The organism is Pseudomonas sp. Z003-0.4C(8344-21) (assembly GCF_900104975.1).
Lineage (GTDB): Bacteria > Pseudomonadota > Gammaproteobacteria > Pseudomonadales > Pseudomonadaceae > Aquipseudomonas > Aquipseudomonas granadensis.
In genome coordinates this window covers 2901783-2919987 of record NZ_LT629756.1, presented here as the reverse complement: position 1 = coordinate 2919987, position 18205 = coordinate 2901783, and the positions used below count along the sequence as shown (strand labels likewise).

Here is an 18205-nt window from a genome sequence, read left to right as displayed (position 1 = left end):
AAACCACCTCACAAGGTATACGAAATCCCCACCTGCACCGTCCGCGGCGCGCCCGGATAGGCGTAGACGTTGCCGAACGCTCCTTCCTCATAATCACGATCGAACAGATTCTTCAGATCAAGGTTGAGCCGGACCTTGTCGTTGACTTTATAAAAGCCCAGCAAATCGACCACCGTGTAGCTGTCCATCGAAAACGCGGTATTGGCGGTCTGCCCGGCGCGTTCGTCGACATACTTGAGCCCGGTACCGAGGCCCAGGCCTTTGAGGGCGCCGTCCTGGAATTCGTAGACGTTGAGCAGGCTGAAGCTGTTTTGCGGAATGTTCAGCAAGCGGGTGCCGGAGCGGATCGTGTTGTCCTTGGTCACTTCGGCATCGACATAGGCGTAGCCGCCGATGACCCGCCATTCCGGGGTGAGGTTGCCGGCGACGTTCAGGTCGAAACCACGGCTGCGCACCTCGCCTGCGGCGACGCTGAAGGTCGAGTCGACCGGGTCGGTGGTCAGCACGTTGCGTTTTTCGATCTGGTAGATCGCCGCGTCGATGCTCAACTGATGATCCAGCGCCTCCCACTTGAGGCCCATTTCATAGGATTTGCCTTTCTCCGGGGCAAAGCCGCCACCGACGCGGCTGGCGCCGGTATTGGGTTTGAACGAGCGCGCGGTGTTGGCGTAAATCGCGAGGGTTTCGGTCAGATCGTAGGTCACGCCCAGTCGCGGGGTCACCGCGTTATCCGCCGCCTGCCAACTCTTGCCGCCCGGCACGTAGGTTTCATAGTCGTGTTCGAAACGCTCGAAACGCGCCCCGGCCAGCACTTTCAGGCGCTCGGTCAACGCCACCTGATCCTGCACGAAGGCGGCGTAGGTCTTGAGGTTTTCCTTGTCGTGGGTCGGCGTGCGGGTCAGGGCCGGGCGCGGCTGGCCGTAGACCGGATCGAAGATGTCGATCGGGTAGGCACCGACCGCACCGCTGGAGCGCTGGATGATCGACTTGTAGTCGTAGTCTTCGTATTCGATGCCGGTGAGCAAGGTGTGCTGCAGACCGCCGGTGCTGAAGTGCCCGGTCAGATTCAGCTGGGTGTCCTTGTCGGTCCATTCCAGCTTGCGGTAGTTGAAGTTGCGCCCCAGGGTGCGACCGTCTGCGGCGATGCCGTTGGCCTCGATCGCGTTGCCTTTAAGCGAACCGTCGAGCCACTGGAAACCGCCGCCCAGGGTCCAGTCGTCGTTGAGCAGGTGCTCGAAACGCAACTGGGCCATGTTGTTGTCATTGTGCAGTTTGCCGACGTCCTTCTCACCGAAGAAAGTGTCGCGCGAGGCGGTGCCGATCTGCTTTGGATAGCGCGTCACACCACGGTCGAGCGGCGCATTGTTGCGCATGAAATCGCCTTCGAAAATCACCTTGGTCGCATCGGTCGCCTGCCAGCTCAGCACCGGCGTGATGCCGTAGCGTTCAGTCTCGACGTGGTCGCGAAAGGTATCGCCGCCCTCGCCCACCACGTTGAGCCGATAGGCCAGGCGGCCTTCTTCATCGAGCGGCCCGGAAGCGTCGAGGGTGCCGCGCTGCATGCCTTGATCGCTGAGCTGGCTACCCAGCGTGACGGTGCGCTCGGCCAGCGGCTGTTTGGACACCACGTTGAAGGTGCCGCCGGGATCGCCGCGGCCGTAGAGCGTGGTGGCCGGGCCGCGCAGCACTTCCAGACGCTCGATGGTGTTGGCGTCGGGCATGTTCGGATAGCCGCGGTTGATCGGGAAACCGTTGCGGTAAAACTCGCCGGTGGTGAAGCCGCGCACGGTGAAGGTGGTCAGGCCCTGGCCGCCGAAATTGTTCGCGCGGCCGACGCCGCCGGCGTAATCCAGGGCGTCCTGCAAGCGCGTCGCGCCGATGTCCTCGACCGCATCTTTGGTCACTACGCTGATCGATTGCGCGGTTTCATGGATCGCCGTGTCGGTGCGCGTGGCACTGGCCGAACGCGTCGCGCGATAGCCCTGCACCGGGCCGTCGGCCCGTTCGTAATCTGCCGTGCCGACCACATCGGTGGCGTCCAGCTCAAGCACTGAGGGTGCGTTAACAGCCTGTTCGGCCCACGAAGAAGAAGACAACGCCTGCAGCACGCAAATGGAAAGCAGAGTACGACGCATGAAAAGGAAACCTTTACGAATAGGCCAGAACGGATGGCAGAACTGCCAGCGAAACGGCGCGCATGGTATACCAGTGCAATGCGTAATTGAAACTTATTCTTATTTGTCATATTGGTCAGGATTGCTGACCCGCAGCGTTTCGAATCAGTGGCCCAGTAGCCACGTGGTCATCGCCATCGAGGTTTGCAGCGACTGCCCGGTGCGCTGCAACTTGTTCAACAGGCTGGCGCCCAGCCACAGTTGATACAGGGTTTCCGCCAGATGCCGGGCATCGCCCTTGGGCACGCTGCCGTCCGCCTGGCCCTGTTCGAGGCATTCGGTGATGCGCGATACCACGCGCTCGGCCCCATCGCGCAAGGTCAGGCGCATCGACTCGGAGAGGTCGGCGACCTCGGCGCTGAGTTTCACCACCAGGCATTCATCGCCGTGGCCTTCGAGGGTGCAGCGGTTCTGCCAGCCCTGCCAGTAATCCATCAGCCGCTCATAGGCGTTGAGCCCCGGCAGCGTCAGGCGCCGTTCCATGTCGGCGAGGTAGCCGACGAAGTAATCCTCGAGCAGCGCCTGGCCATACAGCTCTTTGGATTTGAAGTAATGATAGAACGAGCCCTTGGGCACACCGGCGGTCTGCAGGATCTCGTTGAGGCCAACGCTGGTGAAGCCCTTCTCGGCCATCATCCGGTGGCCGGTGTCGAGCAAATGTTGGCGGGTGTCGTCGTAGGTCGGTTTCATGGGGCGCGAATTAGCTGGCAATAGACCAGTCGTATGCTGAGAAGGAAGGCGAGTTTGCCATACCTCACACCGAAAAAACCAAAGATAAAAAATTACTAGACGACTGGTCTAATTGAGATCTATGCTGCGCCCCGACAAACGATTTCTGCCGGGTGCCAGCGATGGGCGAATCCCTCTCCCACGAAACACCTGACCTACACAAAGGTGCGTTTATGAAAATCCTGATGGTGCTGACCTCTCACGATCAACTCGGCAACACCGGCAAGAAAACCGGTTTCTGGCTGGAAGAATTCGCCGCCCCCTACTACGCCTTCAAGGACGCCGGTGCCGACGTCACGCTGGTCTCGCCGGCCGGTGGTCAACCACCGCTCGATCCGAAAAGCGATGAGCCCGGCGCGCAGACCGCTGAAACCGATCGCTTCCGCCAGGACCCGGCCGCCCAGCAGGCACTGGCAAACACCGGACGCCTGGCCGAGGTCAGCGCAGAAGATTTCGATGCGGTGTTCTACCCAGGCGGCCACGGCCCGCTGTGGGATCTGACCGAGGACAAGCATTCGATCGCCCTGATCGAAGCCTTCGACCGCGCCAACAAGCCGCACGGTTTTGTCTGCCACGCACCGGGCGTGCTGCTGCACGTGGTACGGGCGGACGGCCAGCCAATCGTCAAGGGCCGCAACGTCACCGGTTTTACCAACGCTGAAGAAGCAGCGGTCGGCCTCACTGACGTCGTGCCGTTCTTGATCGAAGACGAGTTCCAGCGTCTGGGCGGTCAATACTCGAAAGTCGCTGACTGGCAGGTACACGTGGTTGCCGACGGGCAACTGGTCACCGGTCAGAACCCGGCCAGCTCCGCCGCCGTTGCCGAGAAACTGCTGAAACTGCTCGGCTAAGTACGCCAAAGCCCCAGGAACGCCGTGCGCGGTTAGCGCGGCGTTTTTTTTCATTCGATTAATAGTCGACTGGTCTAATTACTCAAGGTCACTCCATGAAGCACAACCCGTTTTTTAACCCCGTCACCCTTGGCGGTCACACCCTGAAAAATCGCATCGTCCTGCCGCCCCTGACCCGCCAGCGCAGCACGCAACCGGGCAATGTCGCCAACGCGCTGATGGCCGAGTATTACCAGCAACGTGCCGGCGCCGGCCTGCTGATCACCGAAGGCACGCAGATCGAACCGCGCGGCCAGGGTTATGCGTGGACGCCGGGCATCCATACCTCTGAGCAAATCGCCGGTTGGCGCAAGGTCACCGAGGCCGTGCATGGCGCAGGCGGGGTTATTTTCGCCCAGTTGTGGCACGTTGGCCGGGTCTCGCACAACGCACTGCAACCCGATGGCGCGGCCCCCGTATCGGCCTCCGCGGTGGCGACCGATCGGGTGAGCGTATTCATCGAAACCGCGCCCGGCGCCGGTGAGCTGGTCAGCCCTTCGGCGCCGCGTGCACTCAGCACGCTGGAAGTCGAAGAACTGGTGCAGTTGTATATCCAGGCCGCGCGCAATGCGATGGACGCCGGTTTCGACGGCATCGAGTTGCACTGCGCCAATGGTTATCTGGTCAATCAATTCATCTCGGCGCACAGCAACCTGCGCGACGATCAATACGGTGGCTCGCTGCACAATCGCCTGCGCTTTCTGCGTGACGTGGTCGCCGGCGTCGCCGAATGCATTGGCAAGAACAAGGTCGGCGTACGCTTCGCGCCGCTGTTCACCACCACTGATGAAGCGCGGACGTATCTGGGCCTGGTCGAAGACGATCCGCACACCACCTACATCGAAGCGATCAAGATCCTTGAGGACGTGGGCATCGCCTATCTGTCCATCGCCGAAGCGGACTGGGACAACGCCCCCGAAATGCCCGTGACTTTCCGTCAGGCCGTGCGCGACACCTTCAGCGGCGCGATCATTTATGCCGGGCGCTATACCGCCGAATCCGGCGCGCGCTTGCTGGAATCTGGCCTGGCGGATCTGGTCGCGTTCGGCCGTCCGTTCATGGCCAACCCTGACCTGCCGGCGCGCATCGCCAACGGCTGGCCGCTGAATGTGCTGAACCCGGCGACCGTCTACGGTGGTGGCGCTGAAGGCTATACCGACTACCCGTCATACGGCGGCTAACCCGGCGATCTGTGCACAATTCAGGCACCGCAGGTTTTCGTTCAATAGCGCGCAAATATCTATACACGATCTACAATCTGTATAAGTATTCGTAGCTAAACAACCAAACCCTGGCCGAGCACCCGTTGCTGCTCCTCACCTGAATCCGTGCACATGAACACCACCCATCGGCTCTGTCTGGTGCTGGGCGACCAGTTGTCGTTCGACCTCGCTTGCCTCGCCGATCTCGACCGCGAGCACGACGCTGTGCTGCTGGTCGAGGTCATGGAAGAGGCCACCCATGTCGCCCACCATCCGCAAAAGATCGCGCTGATCTTCAGCGCCATGCGCCACTTCGCCAAGGCCCTGCAAGACCAGGGCATTCGTGTGCATTACGTCACCCTCGACGACCCGCAGAACAGCGGCTCGGTGCCCGGCGAACTCAAGCGCTGGCAGGCGCTTTTGCAAGCGCAGCAAGTGCACCTCACTGAATGCGGCGACTGGCGTCTGGAACAATCAGTGAAAGATTGCGGACTGCCCATTCACTGGCACGCCGACCAGCGTTTCCTCTGTTCGCGCGATGAATTCCGCGCCTGGGCCGCCGGAAAGAAACAGCTGCGCATGGAGTATTTCTACCGCGACATGCGCCGCAAAAGCCGCCTGCTGCTCAACGGTGATGGCACCCCGGTCGGCGGCGCCTGGAACTTCGACAGCGACAACCGCAAAGCCCTGCCCAAAGGCGCCAAGCCACCCTACCCCGCGCGCTTTGCCAACGACGCGATCACACACGACGTGTTGGCGCTGGTCGCTGCGCGTTTCGCCAGTCACTACGGCAGCCTCGACGATTTCAATTACCCGGTGACCCACGCCGACGCGCAGTCACTCTGGGCTTGTTTTCTCGACTATGGTCTAGCCGGTTTCGGTGACTATCAGGATGCGATGGCCAGCGACGAGCCGTTCCTGTTCCACGCCCGCATCAGCGCTGCGTTGAACATCGGTCTGCTCGATCTGCGCCAGCTGTGCAGCGACGTCGAATCTGCGTACTGGTCCGGCGCGATTGCCCTGAATGCCGCCGAAGGCTTCATTCGCCAATTGATCGGCTGGCGCGAATACGTGCGTGGCGTGTACTGGCTGAAAATGCCTGAGTACGCCGACGGCAATGTCTTCGCCAATCAGCGTGCCCTGCCGGAGTTCTACTGGACCGGCGCCACGCAAATGAACTGCATGCGCCAGGCCATCGGTCAAAGCCTCCAGCACGCGTACGCCCACCATATTCAGCGACTGATGGTGACCGGCAATTTCGCCCTGCTCGCCGGCATCGCGCCGCGCCAGATCTGCGACTGGTACCTGGCGATTTACATGGACGCGTTCGACTGGGTCGAGTTGCCCAACACCCTCGGCATGGTCATGCATGCCGACGGCGGCTACCTCGGTTCCAAGCCGTACTGCGCCAGCGGCCAGTACATCAACCGAATGTCCGACTACTGCCGCGACTGCGCCTACTCGGTACGCGAAACCACGGCCGACAACGCCTGCCCGTTCAACGCCCTGTACTGGCATTTCCTGATGCGCCACGGCGATCTGCTGCGCGGCAATCAGCGGATGAGCATGATGTACAAAAATCTCGACCGCATGCCGCTGGCCAAGCAGCAGGCGCTGTGGCAACGCGGGCAGAGCCTGCTCGAGCGGCTGGATAACGGCGATGCGTTATAACTGCGCGGCCGTGCAACTTAAATGTGGCGCTCCGGGTCAATGCTCACACAGCGTCAGGCTCATGGAGGTTCGTTGCGGCGTGCCGTTCGAATGCTGAGCCGACCATCAATAAGGCATGAGGAGTGGATGTCCTGAAACAGCTTTCTCGCGAGCAGCTCGAATCCGAGGTCACGCGCCTGCGCCTAGCCGTGGAAGCCACCTGCGACGCGGTCTGGGACTGGGATCTAAAGACCGACCGGATCGTCTGGAACGACTCACTGCAACAGGCCTACGGCTACGTCGCCGAGGCCATCGAGCCGACCTGCGACTGGCGTTTTGCGCAGATCCACACTCAAGACCGTGGCCGAGTGACCACCTCGATTCGCTCGGCAATCGACGGCACAGGCACCACCTGGAGCGCCGAGTACCGCTTTCGCTGCCACGACGGTTCCTACGCCGAAGTCCTCGATCGCGGTCATCTGATCCGCGACGCCGCCGGTCAGCCTGAGCGGATGATCGGCGCGATGCTCGACCTGACCCGCTCGCGCAGCGCGGAAAATGCACTGCGCCTGAGCGAAGAACGCTTCAGCACAATCCTCGAAACCATCGAAGCGGCGTTTGCCATCGTCAAGGTCAAATTCGATGCCGACGACCAGCCGATCGATTATTTCTTCGTCGAAGCCAACCCGGCGTTCGAGCGTCAGGCCGGGGTCAATCTACGCGGCAAATGGGTCACCGAGTTTGCGCCGAATCTGGAACGGTTCTGGTTCGAGACCTACGGCCATGTGGCGAAAACCGGTGAACCGGCCAACTTCGAAAACTATGCCAATACCTTCGAACGCTGGTTCGACGTGCGCGCCGTGCGTGTTGGCGAGCCGGCCGATCGGCAGATCGCAATTCTGTTCAATGACGTCACCGAACGCCGCAATGCCCAGGAACGGCTGCGCGTCAGCGAGGCCGTGGCCCGCGAAAACATTGAGCGTGTGCAACTGGCCCTCGCCGCCGGCGCGATCATCGGCACCTGGCACTGGCACCTGCCCTCCGATGGTTTTTCCGTCGATGAAGCCTTCGCCCGGGTATTCAATCTCGACCCGGCGCTGGGCCGCGATGGCCTGAGCCTTGAGCAGATAGTCATCAGCGTCCACCCCGACGACCGTGACGGACTGATCGCCGCGATCAACGAAGTGATCGCCCGTGGCGGTGCCTATTCGCATCAGTACCGCGTGTGCGGCGCCGACGGCAAATACACCTGGATCGAAGCCAATGGCCGCGTCGAATGCGCCGAGGACGGCACGCCGCTGCGTTTTCCCGGGGTGCTCATCGATGTCGAAGAGCGGCGCAATGTCGAGGCCGAGCGCGACCGCGCCACCGCCGCTCTGCGCGCACTCAATGACACCCTCGAACAACGGGTCTCGGCACGCACCGCCGAGTTGATGCAGGCCGAAGAAAAGCTGCGCCAATCGCAAAAAATGGAAGCGGTCGGTCAGCTCACCGGCGGCCTCGCCCATGACTTCAATAACCTGCTCGCGGGGATTTGCGCCTCGCTTGAGCTGGTCGACAAAAGGGTCAGTCAAGGTCGACTGCAGGACATCGGCAAGTACATGGAAATCGCTCAGGACGCAGCCAAGCGGGCGGCCGCCCTGACCCATCGACTGCTGGCATTCTCCAGGCGTCAGACCCTCGATCCGCGGCCGACAGAAGTCAACGCGCTGATCGCCGGCATGACCGAATTGATCCAGCGCACCGTCGGACCGAGCATTCGCCTGAAAACCGTGGTCGCCGCCGATCTGTGGCCGGCGCTGGTCGATGCCAGCCAACTGGAAAACGCCCTGCTCAACCTGTGCATCAACGCCCGCGATGCGATGCCCGATGGCGGGCGCATCATCGTCGAAACCGCCAATCGTACGCTCGATGCCGAAGCCGCGCGGGCGCTGGACATGCCCGCCGGTCAGTACCTGTGCCTGTGCGTCACCGACACCGGTACCGGCATGAGCGCCGAAGTCATGGCCAAGGCTTTCGATCCGTTTTTCACCACCAAGCCATTGGGTCAAGGCACCGGGCTGGGGCTGTCGATGATCTACGGTTTCACCAAGCAATCCGGCGGTCAGGTGCGGGTGCAGTCGCAGGTCGGCCAAGGCACCGAAATGTGCATTTACCTGCCGCGTTATCGCGGCGCGGCGCAACGCAATAATGACGACGCGCAGAGCACCAGCACGCCGTTTGCCAAGGCCAGCGAGACCATCCTGATCGTTGACGACGAGCCGTCGGTGCGCCTGCTGCTCAAGGACATTCTCAAAGACCTCGGCTACAGCCTGCTCGAAGCGGCGGACAGCCTCGAAGGGCTTGAAGTGCTGCGTTCCGGCGCGAAGATCGATCTGTTGATCACCGACGTCGGCCTGCCGGGCGGCATGAACGGTCGGCAGATGGCCGATGCCGGACGGCAAATCCGCCCGCAGCTCAAAACCCTGTTCATCACCGGCTACGCGGAAAACTCGGTGATCGGCAATGGCCAGCTCGGGCCGGGCATGCAGGTATTGACCAAACCCTTTGCGGTCGACACGTTGGTGTCACGGGTCAGTGGGCTGATGGCCGCACCCTTAGAGTGAGGGTTCACCGCGGTACGCAGCGAAGCCGTTGCGTCCGGCGGCTTTGGCTTGATACAGCGCCTGATCGGCGGATTCGATCAGGCTTTGCACGGCATCCAGTTGCGCCCCCTGCCCAGCGGCAACGCCGATGCTCACGCTGACCCGGGACAGTGGGCTGGAGGGATGCGGCAGATGTTCCTGCCTGAGGCGATCAACGAGCAGTTGCGCCACCACCGCCGCACCCTCCGCGTCGGTGTCGGGCATGATCACCGCGAACTCTTCGCCGCCGTAGCGCGCGACCAGATCCGACGGTCGCCGCACCGAGTCTTCCAGCAGTTTGCCGACTGCCTGCAGGCACGCGTCGCCGGCGACATGCCCGAGCGCATCGTTATACAACTTGAAGTAATCCAGATCGATCATCAGCAAGGCCAGTGAGCCGCCGTCGCGCTGGGCCCGGCGCGCTTCGGTGGCGAGGGTCTGATCGAAGCAGCGCCGGTTGGCCAGCGCGGTCAGCGCGTCCTTCATCGCCAGCAATTCCAGTTGTCGATTGGAGCCGAGCAACTGCTGCTGGGCGATCCGCAACTCTTCTTCGATCTGGGTGCGCCGACGAATATCGCGATACAGAAACCAGCCGATGATACCGGTCAGCCCCAACAGGCTGGCGACCACCACCGCTGACAGCAAGGCCTCCGTGCGCCACGCCGCGAGGGCTTCATGTTTGCCGAGGGCGACCGTGGTGATCAGCGGCAGTTTCTGGCTTTTGCGAAACGCATAGAGGCGTTCAACGCCGTCCAGGCTGGAGGTAAACGACGCGGTGCCCACCGAACGCTCAACCAGATATTTGGCGTAGATCGGCGATTGGGAAAAGTTGCGGCCCATGTCCTGCTCGCGGAACGGGTAGCGCACCAGCAGCGTGCCGTCGGTGTACGACAGGCCGATCGCGCCGTCCTGACCGACATCGAGCTTGCCAAACAGACGCAAAAAGTTCTGCACGCCCAGCGTCACCGCGACCACCCCGGCGAACGCGCCCTGATCGTCATTGAAGCGGCGACTGACGGTGATCACCCACTCGTCATTGCTGCGGCTGCGGATCGGCGGGCCGATGAACGTCTCGCGGCTCGGGTCGTCGCGGTGATGAATGAAATAGGCGCGGTCGCTGCTGTCGGCGCCTTGGGGAATCGGCCGGTTGGATGACATCAGCCAATGGCCGTGGCGGTCGTAAATGGTGATGCCGCTCAGTTGCGGCATCAGCGGTTGTTGATGGTTGATCAACGTGCGCAAGCGCTCGATGTGTGCCGGGCCGCTGCCTTCGGTTTCCAGGCGCTCGACCAGGCCGAGCAACAACAGCGAACTCTGGCGGACGATGCCTTCGGAATAGGTCGCCAGTGCTTGCGTCAGGTTCAGGCTGTGGACGTCGATTTCTTCCAGCGCACGCTCGCGCGAAGCGAGGACTTTCCAGATGGTCAAGGACGCCAGGGAACAGCCGATCACCAGTAACAGGAGGATGACGAGGTGGGTATCACGCTTCACGAAAGTACCTTATGGAAAGTCCGGTTTCCCGTTCCTGCCGTCAGCGGACCGAGGCCCTGACAGCGACCGTATGTCCTCGGCTGGGGCAAGGATACAAGCAGTCCAGGCAACGCGCAGCATCATCCTGCGCAATATCCTGTGGGAGATTGTCTGCAAGCGATGGGTTTCTTTCAGGCGGTGTGGTTTGGGTACATATCCGTTGTTGCGGTAACGGCGGCTTAGGGTTTCGCCCTTACGGCGAGGCACTTTTTCCAGACGCCGAAAAAGTACCCAAAAAGGCTTGCTCCTACGTACGGCCCTCGCAGGCTCGGGTCCCTTCGCTACGGGATCGATCCTGGCGCAGCGGCTACGGTTGGCTTCGCTGCACCTACTTCCGCTGTGTACGACTTCGTCGTACGGTCGCTGCGCTCCCACGCCCGGATCAATCCCTCCACTCAGCCTTCCGATGTCGCTGGTTAGGCAAGATCAAGGGCACTCGAGCTGGCGCTCATTGTTGAGTGGTGAGAAGCGTCGCATGGCTTGAAATCTTCAGTGGATTCGCCCTCACCCCAGCCCTCTCCCGGAGGGAGAGGGAGCCGATCTTTGGGCTTTTCAGAATCCGAGTCCGGCTCGGTATCTCAGTCAGCGTATCTCTCACATCCACCGCGGTCAGTCCCCTCTCCCTCCGGGAGAGGGCTAGGGTGAGGGGCTGTTGATTTTCAAAAGTCGCATTCAGCTCGATATCGCACGTCGGCGCATCCCTTACATCCACCACGGTCAATCCCCTCTCCCTACGGGCGGTCCGACGTTTCGGGAGGGTTAGGGTGAGGGGCTTTTGATTTTCGCGTTCTGGCGCTCGTCGCCCGAATGGCGCTGCCCACGCAATGCGACGATGTCGCGCTTGGGCGCGGCGCCGAACAGTCGGCTGTATTCGCGGCTGAACTGCGACGGGCTTTCATAGCCGACCTTGAAGGCGGCGCTGGAGGCATCCTGCTGTTCGTTGAGCATCAGTCGCCGCGCTTCGGTCAGGCGTAGCCACTTCTGATATTGCAACGGGCTCATCGTCGTCAGTTGGCGGAAATGATGGTGGAAGGTCGGCGCACTCATCTGCACCCGCGCGGCCAGTTCCTCGACTCGCAACGGCGAGGTGTAGTTGATTTTCAGCCAGTCGATGGCTTTGGCGATGCGGTAGCCTTGGCCGTCGACCGCAGTGATCTTACGCAGGCGCAGCGCCTGATCGCTTTGCAACAGGCGGAAGTGGATCTCGCGCTGGATCAACGGCGCCAGCACCGGGATTGCCTCCGGCTCATCGAGCAGTGCGAGCAAGCGCTGGAACGCCAGCAGCATCGGCTGGGTGACGGAGCCGATACCGACGCTCTTGCGCTCGGCGCCGTCGCGGTATGACGGTGGCTCACTGTGCGCGGCCAGCTCGGCAAGCATTTGCACATCGAGCTTGAACGACAGGCCCAGGCAGGGCCGCTCGGGGCTGGCCTGCAACACTTCGGAATTGGCTGGCAGGTCCAGTGAGGTCAACAGGAATCGCGAGGTGTCGTACATGAAACCTTCGCCGCCCACCCACAGTTTTTTCTCACCCTGCGCTACCAGAATCACGCTGGGTTCGACCATGCATACCAGCGGTGACGAGGGTTGCTCGCGGCGGAAAAAACCGAGCCCGGCAATCGCCGTGGGGAAATCGCCTGGTACCTCGGCATGGGCGCCGATGGTCTGCGCCAGCTCGGCTTGCAGCGGTAAATCCTGGGAAATTGTGTTGGTCATAGGGTTCCGTTACCTCTGCGCTGAACTGTAGCGTGCCGGCGCGCGAGCGTCCCGCGCAAATGGCATGACTCAGCGGATCAGGCAAGAAATCCAGCGAATCGCGCTACAGCCGTGCGCGCCTGACCGGGACAATGGGCGTTTCGCGCAACACAGGATTTCGACAATGACCGTGACCACATCCACCCCGCCGCAACCGTCCGCCTCATGGGGCGCGGTATTCGCCATGTCGCTTGCTGCCTTCGTATTGGTGGCCTCGGAGTTCATGCCGGTCAGCCTGCTGACGCCGATCGCCAGCGACCTGCATATCAGCGAAGGCCAGGCCGGTCAGGGCATTTCCGTGTCCGGGCTGTTTGCGCTGCTGACCAGTCTGCTGATTCCGTTGCTGGCGGCGCGGGTCGATCGCAAGCCGCTGCTGCTGTCGCTGACCGGGTTGATGATCGTCTCCGGGACTGTGGTCGCGTTCACACCGAACTACACGGTGTTCATGCTCGGTCGCGCACTGATCGGTGTGGCGATTGGTGGCTTCTGGTCGCTGTCGGCAGCGACGGCCATGCGCCTGGTGCCGGATGAACAGGTCACCCGGGCGATGGCGATCGTCAACGGCGGCAATGCGCTGGCGACCGTGATTGCCGCGCCGCTGGGCAGTTTTCTCGGCGCGTTGATCGGCTGGCGCGGTGCGTTTTTCTGCGTGGTGCCGGTCGCCCTGTTGGCCGGGGCCTGGCTGATGTTCAGTCTGCCGTCGATGAAAGCCGCTGGTGGCGCCGCTTCCGGCAATGTCTTGCGCTTGCTCAAGCGCCCGCCGGTGGCGTTGGGCATGCTCGCGGTCAGTGTGTTTTTCATGGGCCAGTTCATGCTGTTTACCTATTTGCGGCCGTTTCTTGAAACGGTCACTCAGGTCAATGTTTCGGTGCTCTCGCTGATGCTGCTCGGCCTCGGCGTAGCCGGGCTGGCCGGGACTTTCCTGATCGAAGGGTTTGTGAAAAAAAGCCTGCATCGCACGCTGATCATCATTCCGCTGTTGATGGCCGTGATAGCGATGGCGCTGATTGCTTTTGGTGGTTCAACCGTCGTTACAGCGGTGCTGCTCGGATTGTGGGGGCTGGTGGCAACGGCTGCGCCGGTGGGCTGGTGGACGTGGCTGGCGCGAACCCTGCCGGATGCCGCCGAAGCGGGCGGCGGTCTGATGGTCGCGGTGGTGCAGTTCGCTATCGCCTCGGGTGCGATTGTCGGCGGCGTGCTGTTTGACATGAGCGGCTATCGCGCGACGTTCGAATCCAGCGCCGGGCTGCTCGTCGTTGCGGCGGTGCTGGCGTTGCTCGCGGCGCGAGCGGCGTCACGGGTGCCGCAGCCATCGATGAGCCTGACCTGACTCGTCGTCCCGAATCCTCAAACGACAAAAGCCCGCTTTCAAAGCGGGCTTTGTTGTGTAGCCATACCAATTACTTTTGCTGTGCAGTCAGCGCCGTATAGCTGTTCATCAGGTTGCGGTAGTTGGGAATACGCTGTGACAGCAGGTTACCGAGGCCTTCGATGTCGTTGCGCCAGTCGCGGTGCAGCTCACAGGCCACCGAGAACCAGTTCATCATTTGTGCGCCGGCCTGGGTCATGCGGCTCCAGGCGGCTTGTTGCACGGTGGTGTTGAAGGTGCCCGAAGCGTCGGTGACCACGAACACATCAAAACCTTCCGCCAGTGCCGACAGGGTCGGGAACGCTACGCAAACATCGGTGACCACACCGGCAATGATGATTTGCTTGCGACCGGTGGCCTTGATCGCTTTGACGAAGTCTTCGTTGTCCCAGGCGTTGATCTGGCCCGGGCGAGCGATGTACGGCGCGTTCGGGAACATCTCTTTCAGTTCCGGGACCAGCGGGCCGTTCGGGCCTTGTTCGAAGCTGGTGGTGAGAATGGTCGGCAGTTCGAAGAACTTCGCCAAATCGGCCAGGGCCAGCACGTTGTTCTTGAACTCGTTGGGCGAGAAGTCCTGCACCAACGAAATCAGACCGGTCTGGTGGTCAACCAGCAGCACGATGGCGTCGTCTTTGTTCAGGCGGTTGTAGGTTGGAGTGGTCATGGTGGGCATCCCTTTTCAAGTTTGAAGTTTGTTGTTGCGTTCAAGTTGGGTACAGATTACTGACCCATCGAAAAGGGATAAATCGGCTGAAAGGCGTTTCACCGTCCACTCAAACGAGACAATCCACACCCGCTGATCAATGCCATTAGTCCACGCACTGTTAAGTTCATGGAACACATCGATGCACCCGGCATCACTCGTCTTGCAACTTACCCACTTCATCTGTCCGAGATTGTGGAGGTATTTATGCCTGTCGATATCAGCCGTTTGCGCATCACCACGCCTGTCGCCACTTCGCCCACCAACCCGGTCGCACTGGAGTTGATGGGCGATGAGGCGTTGTTGCGTTTTCCTGAAGTCATCAGCCGCCAGCCCGATGGCAGCATCCGTTTCAGCGCACCAACCCTTGGCGCCTCTAGCAAAAGCACTCATCGCACGCGCTGCGAATGGAAAGAGCCGGTGTACTGGACGCTGGAAAGTGCGGCGCTACACGTCAATCGCCAACGCATGACGCTCACACAAGTCAACTCCGCGCAAAAAGTGGTGATTGCGCAGATGCACGTCAAGGACAACGACAGCCCGGCGATCAAGGTGTTCTGGAACAAGAACAAAATCACCTGGGGCTTTCGCCAGAGCTTCAACCAGCCCGACCCGGTCAACAGCACGATCGCCAGCAATATTGGCCTCAACGTGCCCTTCACGGTCGAGATCAACGTCAGCGCAGCAGGGCTGGTCAACGTGCTGGTGACCTGCAATGGCGTGACCGCCTCGGCGCCGCCGCAGCAAATGGACAGCAGTTGGGCCAGCCAGCGTTTCAACTTTCATGGCGGTGTCTACAACCAGATCGATTACAGCGCGACCACGGCGGCCACCGATGGCTCGGTCTGTCTGATCCACGACTTGTTGCTCAGCCATTAACCGTTCGACCGCTTATCGGGCAACTGTAAAACAATCAAAACGATTCACGCTTTGGCGTTATCGGAATTAGTGTCCGTTGCGTTAACGGACAGCAAGTTAACCCTCACTGTTGTCGGAGAACCATCATGACTACCGGTAATAAGAATCAGGGCAATAACAAGACCTCCACCAGCGATAAAAAGGGCTCGTCGGGCAGTGGCAATGGCGGCAACTTTGCCAACGACCGCGAAAAAGCATCGGAAGCCGGCCGTAAGGGCGGGCAACAGAGCCATGGCGGCGGACGCAAGTCTTAAACGCCAGATCGGGGGCGGCGCTGCTGCCCCTTTTACCTTGAGGTCTGCCATGAAAGCGCCCGTCGAAACCCACCACTGCGCCATGCAAATGGAAAAGGCTGAAGAGCCTGCTCACGAAATGGAGCTAAGCTCTCCACCAGGCCTGACATTGGCAGAGGATCAGCCTCAACAGCCTGCCAGTGCGCCAGAGCCGCCACGCCCTGTTCCCGCGGTGGCGTCGCGCAGTTGCTACGAGCGCCTGCAAGGCGCCGCTCAGGCCGAGCGCCAGTGCGGGGCGACGCACACCCGACCTGTTTGCGAGCGCGGTTACTGAGCAAGCCAGTCAAAGCAGTCTGTTGACCCGCATCGTCAAAACGCCATTAAACAGCGAGGTGACTCATGCCCGTTCACGTCATCAATTTCACGGGGCCGATCAACGCCTCCACCTGCGGCCAATTGATCGACAAAGCCTCCGTCGCCGTACAACAAAAAGCCTCGAAGCTGATTGTTAACATCGCCACGATGGGGGGCGAATGCAGTTACGGTTTCACCATGTACAACTTTCTCTTGTCGCTGCCGATTCCGGTGCACACGCACAATCTGGGCACGGTCGAGTCGATGGGCAACATCGTGTTTCTTGCCGGCGAGCGCCGCTCGGCGTGTACCCACAGCAAGTTTCTCTTCCACCCTTTCCACTGGCATTTGCAGGGCGCGGTCGATCATTCGCGCATGTCGGAATACGCCATGAGCCTGGATTACGACTTGTACCTGTATGCGCGCATCGTCGCTGAACGAACGGAAGGTGCCCGGGAAACGCTGGAGACCGAGAAATACCTGACGGCGGCCCCGCGCATCATCGACCCTTCGCAGGCCATGCTGTGTGGCTTGATCGATGCGATCGAGGCACCGGTGATCACAGCCGAATCGGTGAATTCGATCATTCACGGTTGATGGCGCTGAGGGTCGTTCGTGAGTCGGCGGGTCATCTTTTCTTACACCTTTTGTGGCGCTATCCCACACCATCCAGCGATCCGTGGCCGGCGCCTGCCTGCAGTTTGGTATCATGCGCCGCTTTTACGGTTAACCCCCCGCCAGTCCTGTCGACTGACGGGCTGCAAAAGGCGGTATTAGATGACGGCTTTGTTGACTCGCCGCAAGGTACTTGCGGGAATGGGCGTGCTCGGGCTGGGCCTGCTCGCCGGCTGCGACACCCGCGGCCAACTGTCGTACAAGTACGGCAAGGATCTGAGTAACAAGATCATGGGGCGCACCTTCAAACTGAAGAACACCGACGGCGAAACCATGACGCTGTCGAGCTTTCGCGGCATGATGCCGATGGTGTTCTTCGGTTTCACCCAGTGCCCGGCCGTGTGCCCGACCACGCTCGCCCGCGCGGCGAAAATCAAGAAGCTGATGGGCGCCGACGGCGATCGCTTGCAGGTGATCTTCATCACCCTCGATCCAGAGCGCGACACCCCTGAAATTCTCGACGCCTACATGAAAGCCTTCGACCCGACCTTCGTCGCGCTGTACGGCACGCTTGAGGAAACCCAGGCCACGGCCAAGGAATTCGACGTGTTCTACGAGAAGGTTCCGGCCGGCGACACCTACACCATCTCGCACACCGCGACCAGTTACGTCTACGACTCCAACGGCGGTTTGCGCCTGGGGCTGTCCACATCGCTTTCGGCAGAACAATGCACGGAAGATTTGCTCACTGTTATGGAGGTCTGCTGATGCGTCCTGTCTTGAACCACATCAAACGCGCTGTACTGGGTCTGTCGTTGCTGGGCCTGGCTTTTCAGGCAGCGGCGCAAACCACAGTCGACGACGCCTGGGTGCGCGCCACCGTGCCGACCCAAAGCGCCAGCGGCGCGTTCATGACCCTCACCGCTGACAGCGACAGCAAGTTGCTCAGCGTCGCTTCGCCGGTCGCCAAGGACGTGCAGATCCATGAAATGACCATGAAAAACGACGTCATGAGCATGGGCCCGGTGAAATCGGTGGATCTGCCGGCGGGCAAAGCGGTCGCGTTTGATCCCAATGGTTATCACGTGATGTTGATGGGGCTGACCGGCCAGCTCAAGGAAGGCGAAAGCGTACCGCTGACCCTGACCGTGGAAAACGCCAAGGGCGAGAAAGAGACCCTCGAAGTCAAGGCACCGGTTCGTGCGCTGACCACTATGCAAGGGCACGATCACAGCAAGATGCATTGATTGCCGAGTGATCTGAAAGGGGCGGCTTGATTGATCAGGCTGCCCTTTTTTTACGTTTGATGTTCGACCTTGGTAAATGGCACCGGACATGTTTCTGCATCACGTGCCACTCGTCGTACTGTTAATCGAACGTCATTGCAACAAGCGCATTTGCGCTTGATTAAACGCATGTTGAAACGTTGTACTAGGATAGGATCCAAACCTGCAGGAAA

15 protein-coding genes and 1 pseudogene are annotated in these 18205 nt (G+C 61.0%); 11 read left to right on the top strand and 5 right to left on the bottom strand.

Annotated elements, in window-relative coordinates; all coding sequences use genetic code 11:
- Window positions 1–8: 8 nt before the first annotated feature.
- Together BLU24_RS13410 and BLU24_RS13405 are read right to left on the bottom strand one after the other, a co-directional pair.
- A complete protein-coding gene (locus BLU24_RS13410; protein ID WP_093100949.1) occupies window positions 9–2135 on the bottom strand; it encodes a TonB-dependent siderophore receptor in 2127 nt (708 codons plus the stop codon).
- A gap of 144 nt (window positions 2136–2279) precedes the next feature.
- Entirely contained in the window at window positions 2280–2864 is a 585-nt protein-coding gene (locus BLU24_RS13405; RefSeq protein WP_093100947.1) for a TetR/AcrR family transcriptional regulator, read from the bottom strand.
- 212 nt (window positions 2865–3076) lie between these two features.
- On the opposite strand from BLU24_RS13405, the gene BLU24_RS13400 reads away from it, so the two are divergent.
- From BLU24_RS13400 to BLU24_RS13385, 4 genes are all read left to right on the top strand, one after another.
- On the top strand, window positions 3077–3754 hold the full coding sequence (locus tag BLU24_RS13400; RefSeq protein WP_093100945.1) for a type 1 glutamine amidotransferase domain-containing protein: 678 nt from the start codon (window positions 3077–3079) through the stop codon (window positions 3752–3754).
- A gap of 95 nt (window positions 3755–3849) precedes the next feature.
- A complete protein-coding gene (locus tag BLU24_RS13395; protein ID WP_093100943.1) occupies window positions 3850–4974 on the top strand; it encodes an alkene reductase in 1125 nt (374 codons plus the stop codon).
- A 153-nt stretch (window positions 4975–5127) separates the two neighbouring features.
- Entirely contained in the window at window positions 5128–6666 is a 1539-nt protein-coding gene (locus BLU24_RS13390; RefSeq protein WP_093100941.1) for a cryptochrome/photolyase family protein, read from the top strand.
- A gap of 122 nt (window positions 6667–6788) precedes the next feature.
- Window positions 6789–9251 (top strand): PAS domain-containing protein, encoded by a 2463-nt coding sequence (locus BLU24_RS13385; RefSeq protein WP_093100939.1) that lies wholly within the window; start codon window positions 6789–6791, stop codon window positions 9249–9251.
- Here the strand turns inward: BLU24_RS13385 and BLU24_RS13380 are convergent.
- Both BLU24_RS13380 and BLU24_RS13370 read right to left on the bottom strand, forming a co-directional pair.
- Entirely contained in the window at window positions 9243–10760 is a 1518-nt protein-coding gene (locus BLU24_RS13380; RefSeq protein WP_093100937.1) for a sensor domain-containing diguanylate cyclase, read from the bottom strand. The genes BLU24_RS13385 and BLU24_RS13380 overlap by 9 nt on opposite strands.
- 798 nt (window positions 10761–11558) lie before the next feature.
- Complete coding sequence (locus BLU24_RS13370; protein ID WP_093100933.1) at window positions 11559–12515, bottom strand: AraC family transcriptional regulator; 957 nt, start codon at window positions 12513–12515, stop codon at window positions 11559–11561.
- 163 nt (window positions 12516–12678) lie between these two features.
- On the opposite strand from BLU24_RS13370, the gene BLU24_RS13365 reads away from it, so the two are divergent.
- On the top strand, window positions 12679–13884 hold the full coding sequence (locus tag BLU24_RS13365; RefSeq protein WP_231990213.1) for an MFS transporter: 1206 nt from the start codon (window positions 12679–12681) through the stop codon (window positions 13882–13884).
- Between the two features lie 70 nt (window positions 13885–13954).
- Here BLU24_RS13365 and ycaC read toward each other — a convergent pair whose 3' ends face one another.
- A complete protein-coding gene (gene ycaC / locus BLU24_RS13360) occupies window positions 13955–14587 on the bottom strand; it encodes an isochorismate family cysteine hydrolase YcaC (RefSeq protein WP_093100931.1) in 633 nt (210 codons plus the stop codon).
- Between the two features lie 246 nt (window positions 14588–14833).
- Here ycaC and BLU24_RS13355 point away from each other — a divergent pair, with 246 nt between their 5' ends.
- The 6 genes and pseudogenes from BLU24_RS13355 to BLU24_RS13335 all read left to right on the top strand — a co-directional run bounded on the left by BLU24_RS13355 (window position 14834) and on the right by BLU24_RS13335 (window position 17993).
- On the top strand, window positions 14834–15505 hold the full coding sequence (locus BLU24_RS13355; protein ID WP_093100929.1) for a polysaccharide lyase family 7 protein: 672 nt from the start codon (window positions 14834–14836) through the stop codon (window positions 15503–15505).
- A 197-nt stretch (window positions 15506–15702) separates the two neighbouring features.
- Window positions 15703–15798: pseudogene (locus tag BLU24_RS28240) on the top strand (general stress protein); the annotation flags it as partial.
- A gap of 49 nt (window positions 15799–15847) precedes the next feature.
- Entirely contained in the window at window positions 15848–16111 is a 264-nt protein-coding gene (locus BLU24_RS27605) for a hypothetical protein (protein ID WP_157720845.1), read from the top strand.
- A 65-nt stretch (window positions 16112–16176) separates the two neighbouring features.
- Window positions 16177–16728, top strand: coding sequence for an ATP-dependent Clp protease proteolytic subunit (locus tag BLU24_RS13345; protein WP_093100927.1), 552 nt, complete (start codon window positions 16177–16179; stop codon window positions 16726–16728).
- Window positions 16729–16908: 180 nt separating this feature from the next.
- Entirely contained in the window at window positions 16909–17514 is a 606-nt protein-coding gene (locus BLU24_RS13340) for an SCO family protein (protein ID WP_090284058.1), read from the top strand.
- Window positions 17514–17993 (top strand): copper chaperone PCu(A)C, encoded by a 480-nt coding sequence (locus tag BLU24_RS13335; RefSeq protein ID WP_093100925.1) that lies wholly within the window; start codon window positions 17514–17516, stop codon window positions 17991–17993. The genes BLU24_RS13340 and BLU24_RS13335 overlap by 1 nt, the downstream gene beginning before the upstream one ends.
- Window positions 17994–18205 lie beyond the last annotated feature (212 nt).

Excerpts from the sequence above, each read along its gene's own strand:
- BLU24_RS13365 (WP_231990213.1), top strand. The coding sequence starts at position 12,679 with ATGACCGTGACCACATCCACCCCGCCGCAACCGTCCGCCTCATGGGGC.
- ycaC (WP_093100931.1), bottom strand. The coding sequence starts at position 14,587 with ATGACCACTCCAACCTACAACCGCCTGAACAAAGACGACGCCATCGTG.
- BLU24_RS13355 (WP_093100929.1), top strand. The coding sequence starts at position 14,834 with ATGCCTGTCGATATCAGCCGTTTGCGCATCACCACGCCTGTCGCCACT.
- BLU24_RS13395 (WP_093100943.1), top strand. The coding sequence starts at position 3,850 with ATGAAGCACAACCCGTTTTTTAACCCCGTCACCCTTGGCGGTCACACC.
- BLU24_RS13400 (WP_093100945.1), top strand. The coding sequence starts at position 3,077 with ATGAAAATCCTGATGGTGCTGACCTCTCACGATCAACTCGGCAACACC.
- BLU24_RS13340 (WP_090284058.1), top strand. The coding sequence starts at position 16,909 with ATGACGGCTTTGTTGACTCGCCGCAAGGTACTTGCGGGAATGGGCGTG.
- BLU24_RS13405 (WP_093100947.1), bottom strand. The coding sequence starts at position 2,864 with ATGAAACCGACCTACGACGACACCCGCCAACATTTGCTCGACACCGGC.
- BLU24_RS27605 (WP_157720845.1), top strand. The coding sequence starts at position 15,848 with ATGAAAGCGCCCGTCGAAACCCACCACTGCGCCATGCAAATGGAAAAG.
- BLU24_RS13390 (WP_093100941.1), top strand. The coding sequence starts at position 5,128 with ATGAACACCACCCATCGGCTCTGTCTGGTGCTGGGCGACCAGTTGTCG.
- BLU24_RS13345 (WP_093100927.1), top strand. The coding sequence starts at position 16,177 with ATGCCCGTTCACGTCATCAATTTCACGGGGCCGATCAACGCCTCCACC.
- BLU24_RS13370 (WP_093100933.1), bottom strand. The coding sequence starts at position 12,515 with ATGACCAACACAATTTCCCAGGATTTACCGCTGCAAGCCGAGCTGGCG.
- BLU24_RS13335 (WP_093100925.1), top strand. The coding sequence starts at position 17,514 with ATGCGTCCTGTCTTGAACCACATCAAACGCGCTGTACTGGGTCTGTCG.
- BLU24_RS13410 (WP_093100949.1), bottom strand. The coding sequence starts at position 2,135 with ATGCGTCGTACTCTGCTTTCCATTTGCGTGCTGCAGGCGTTGTCTTCT.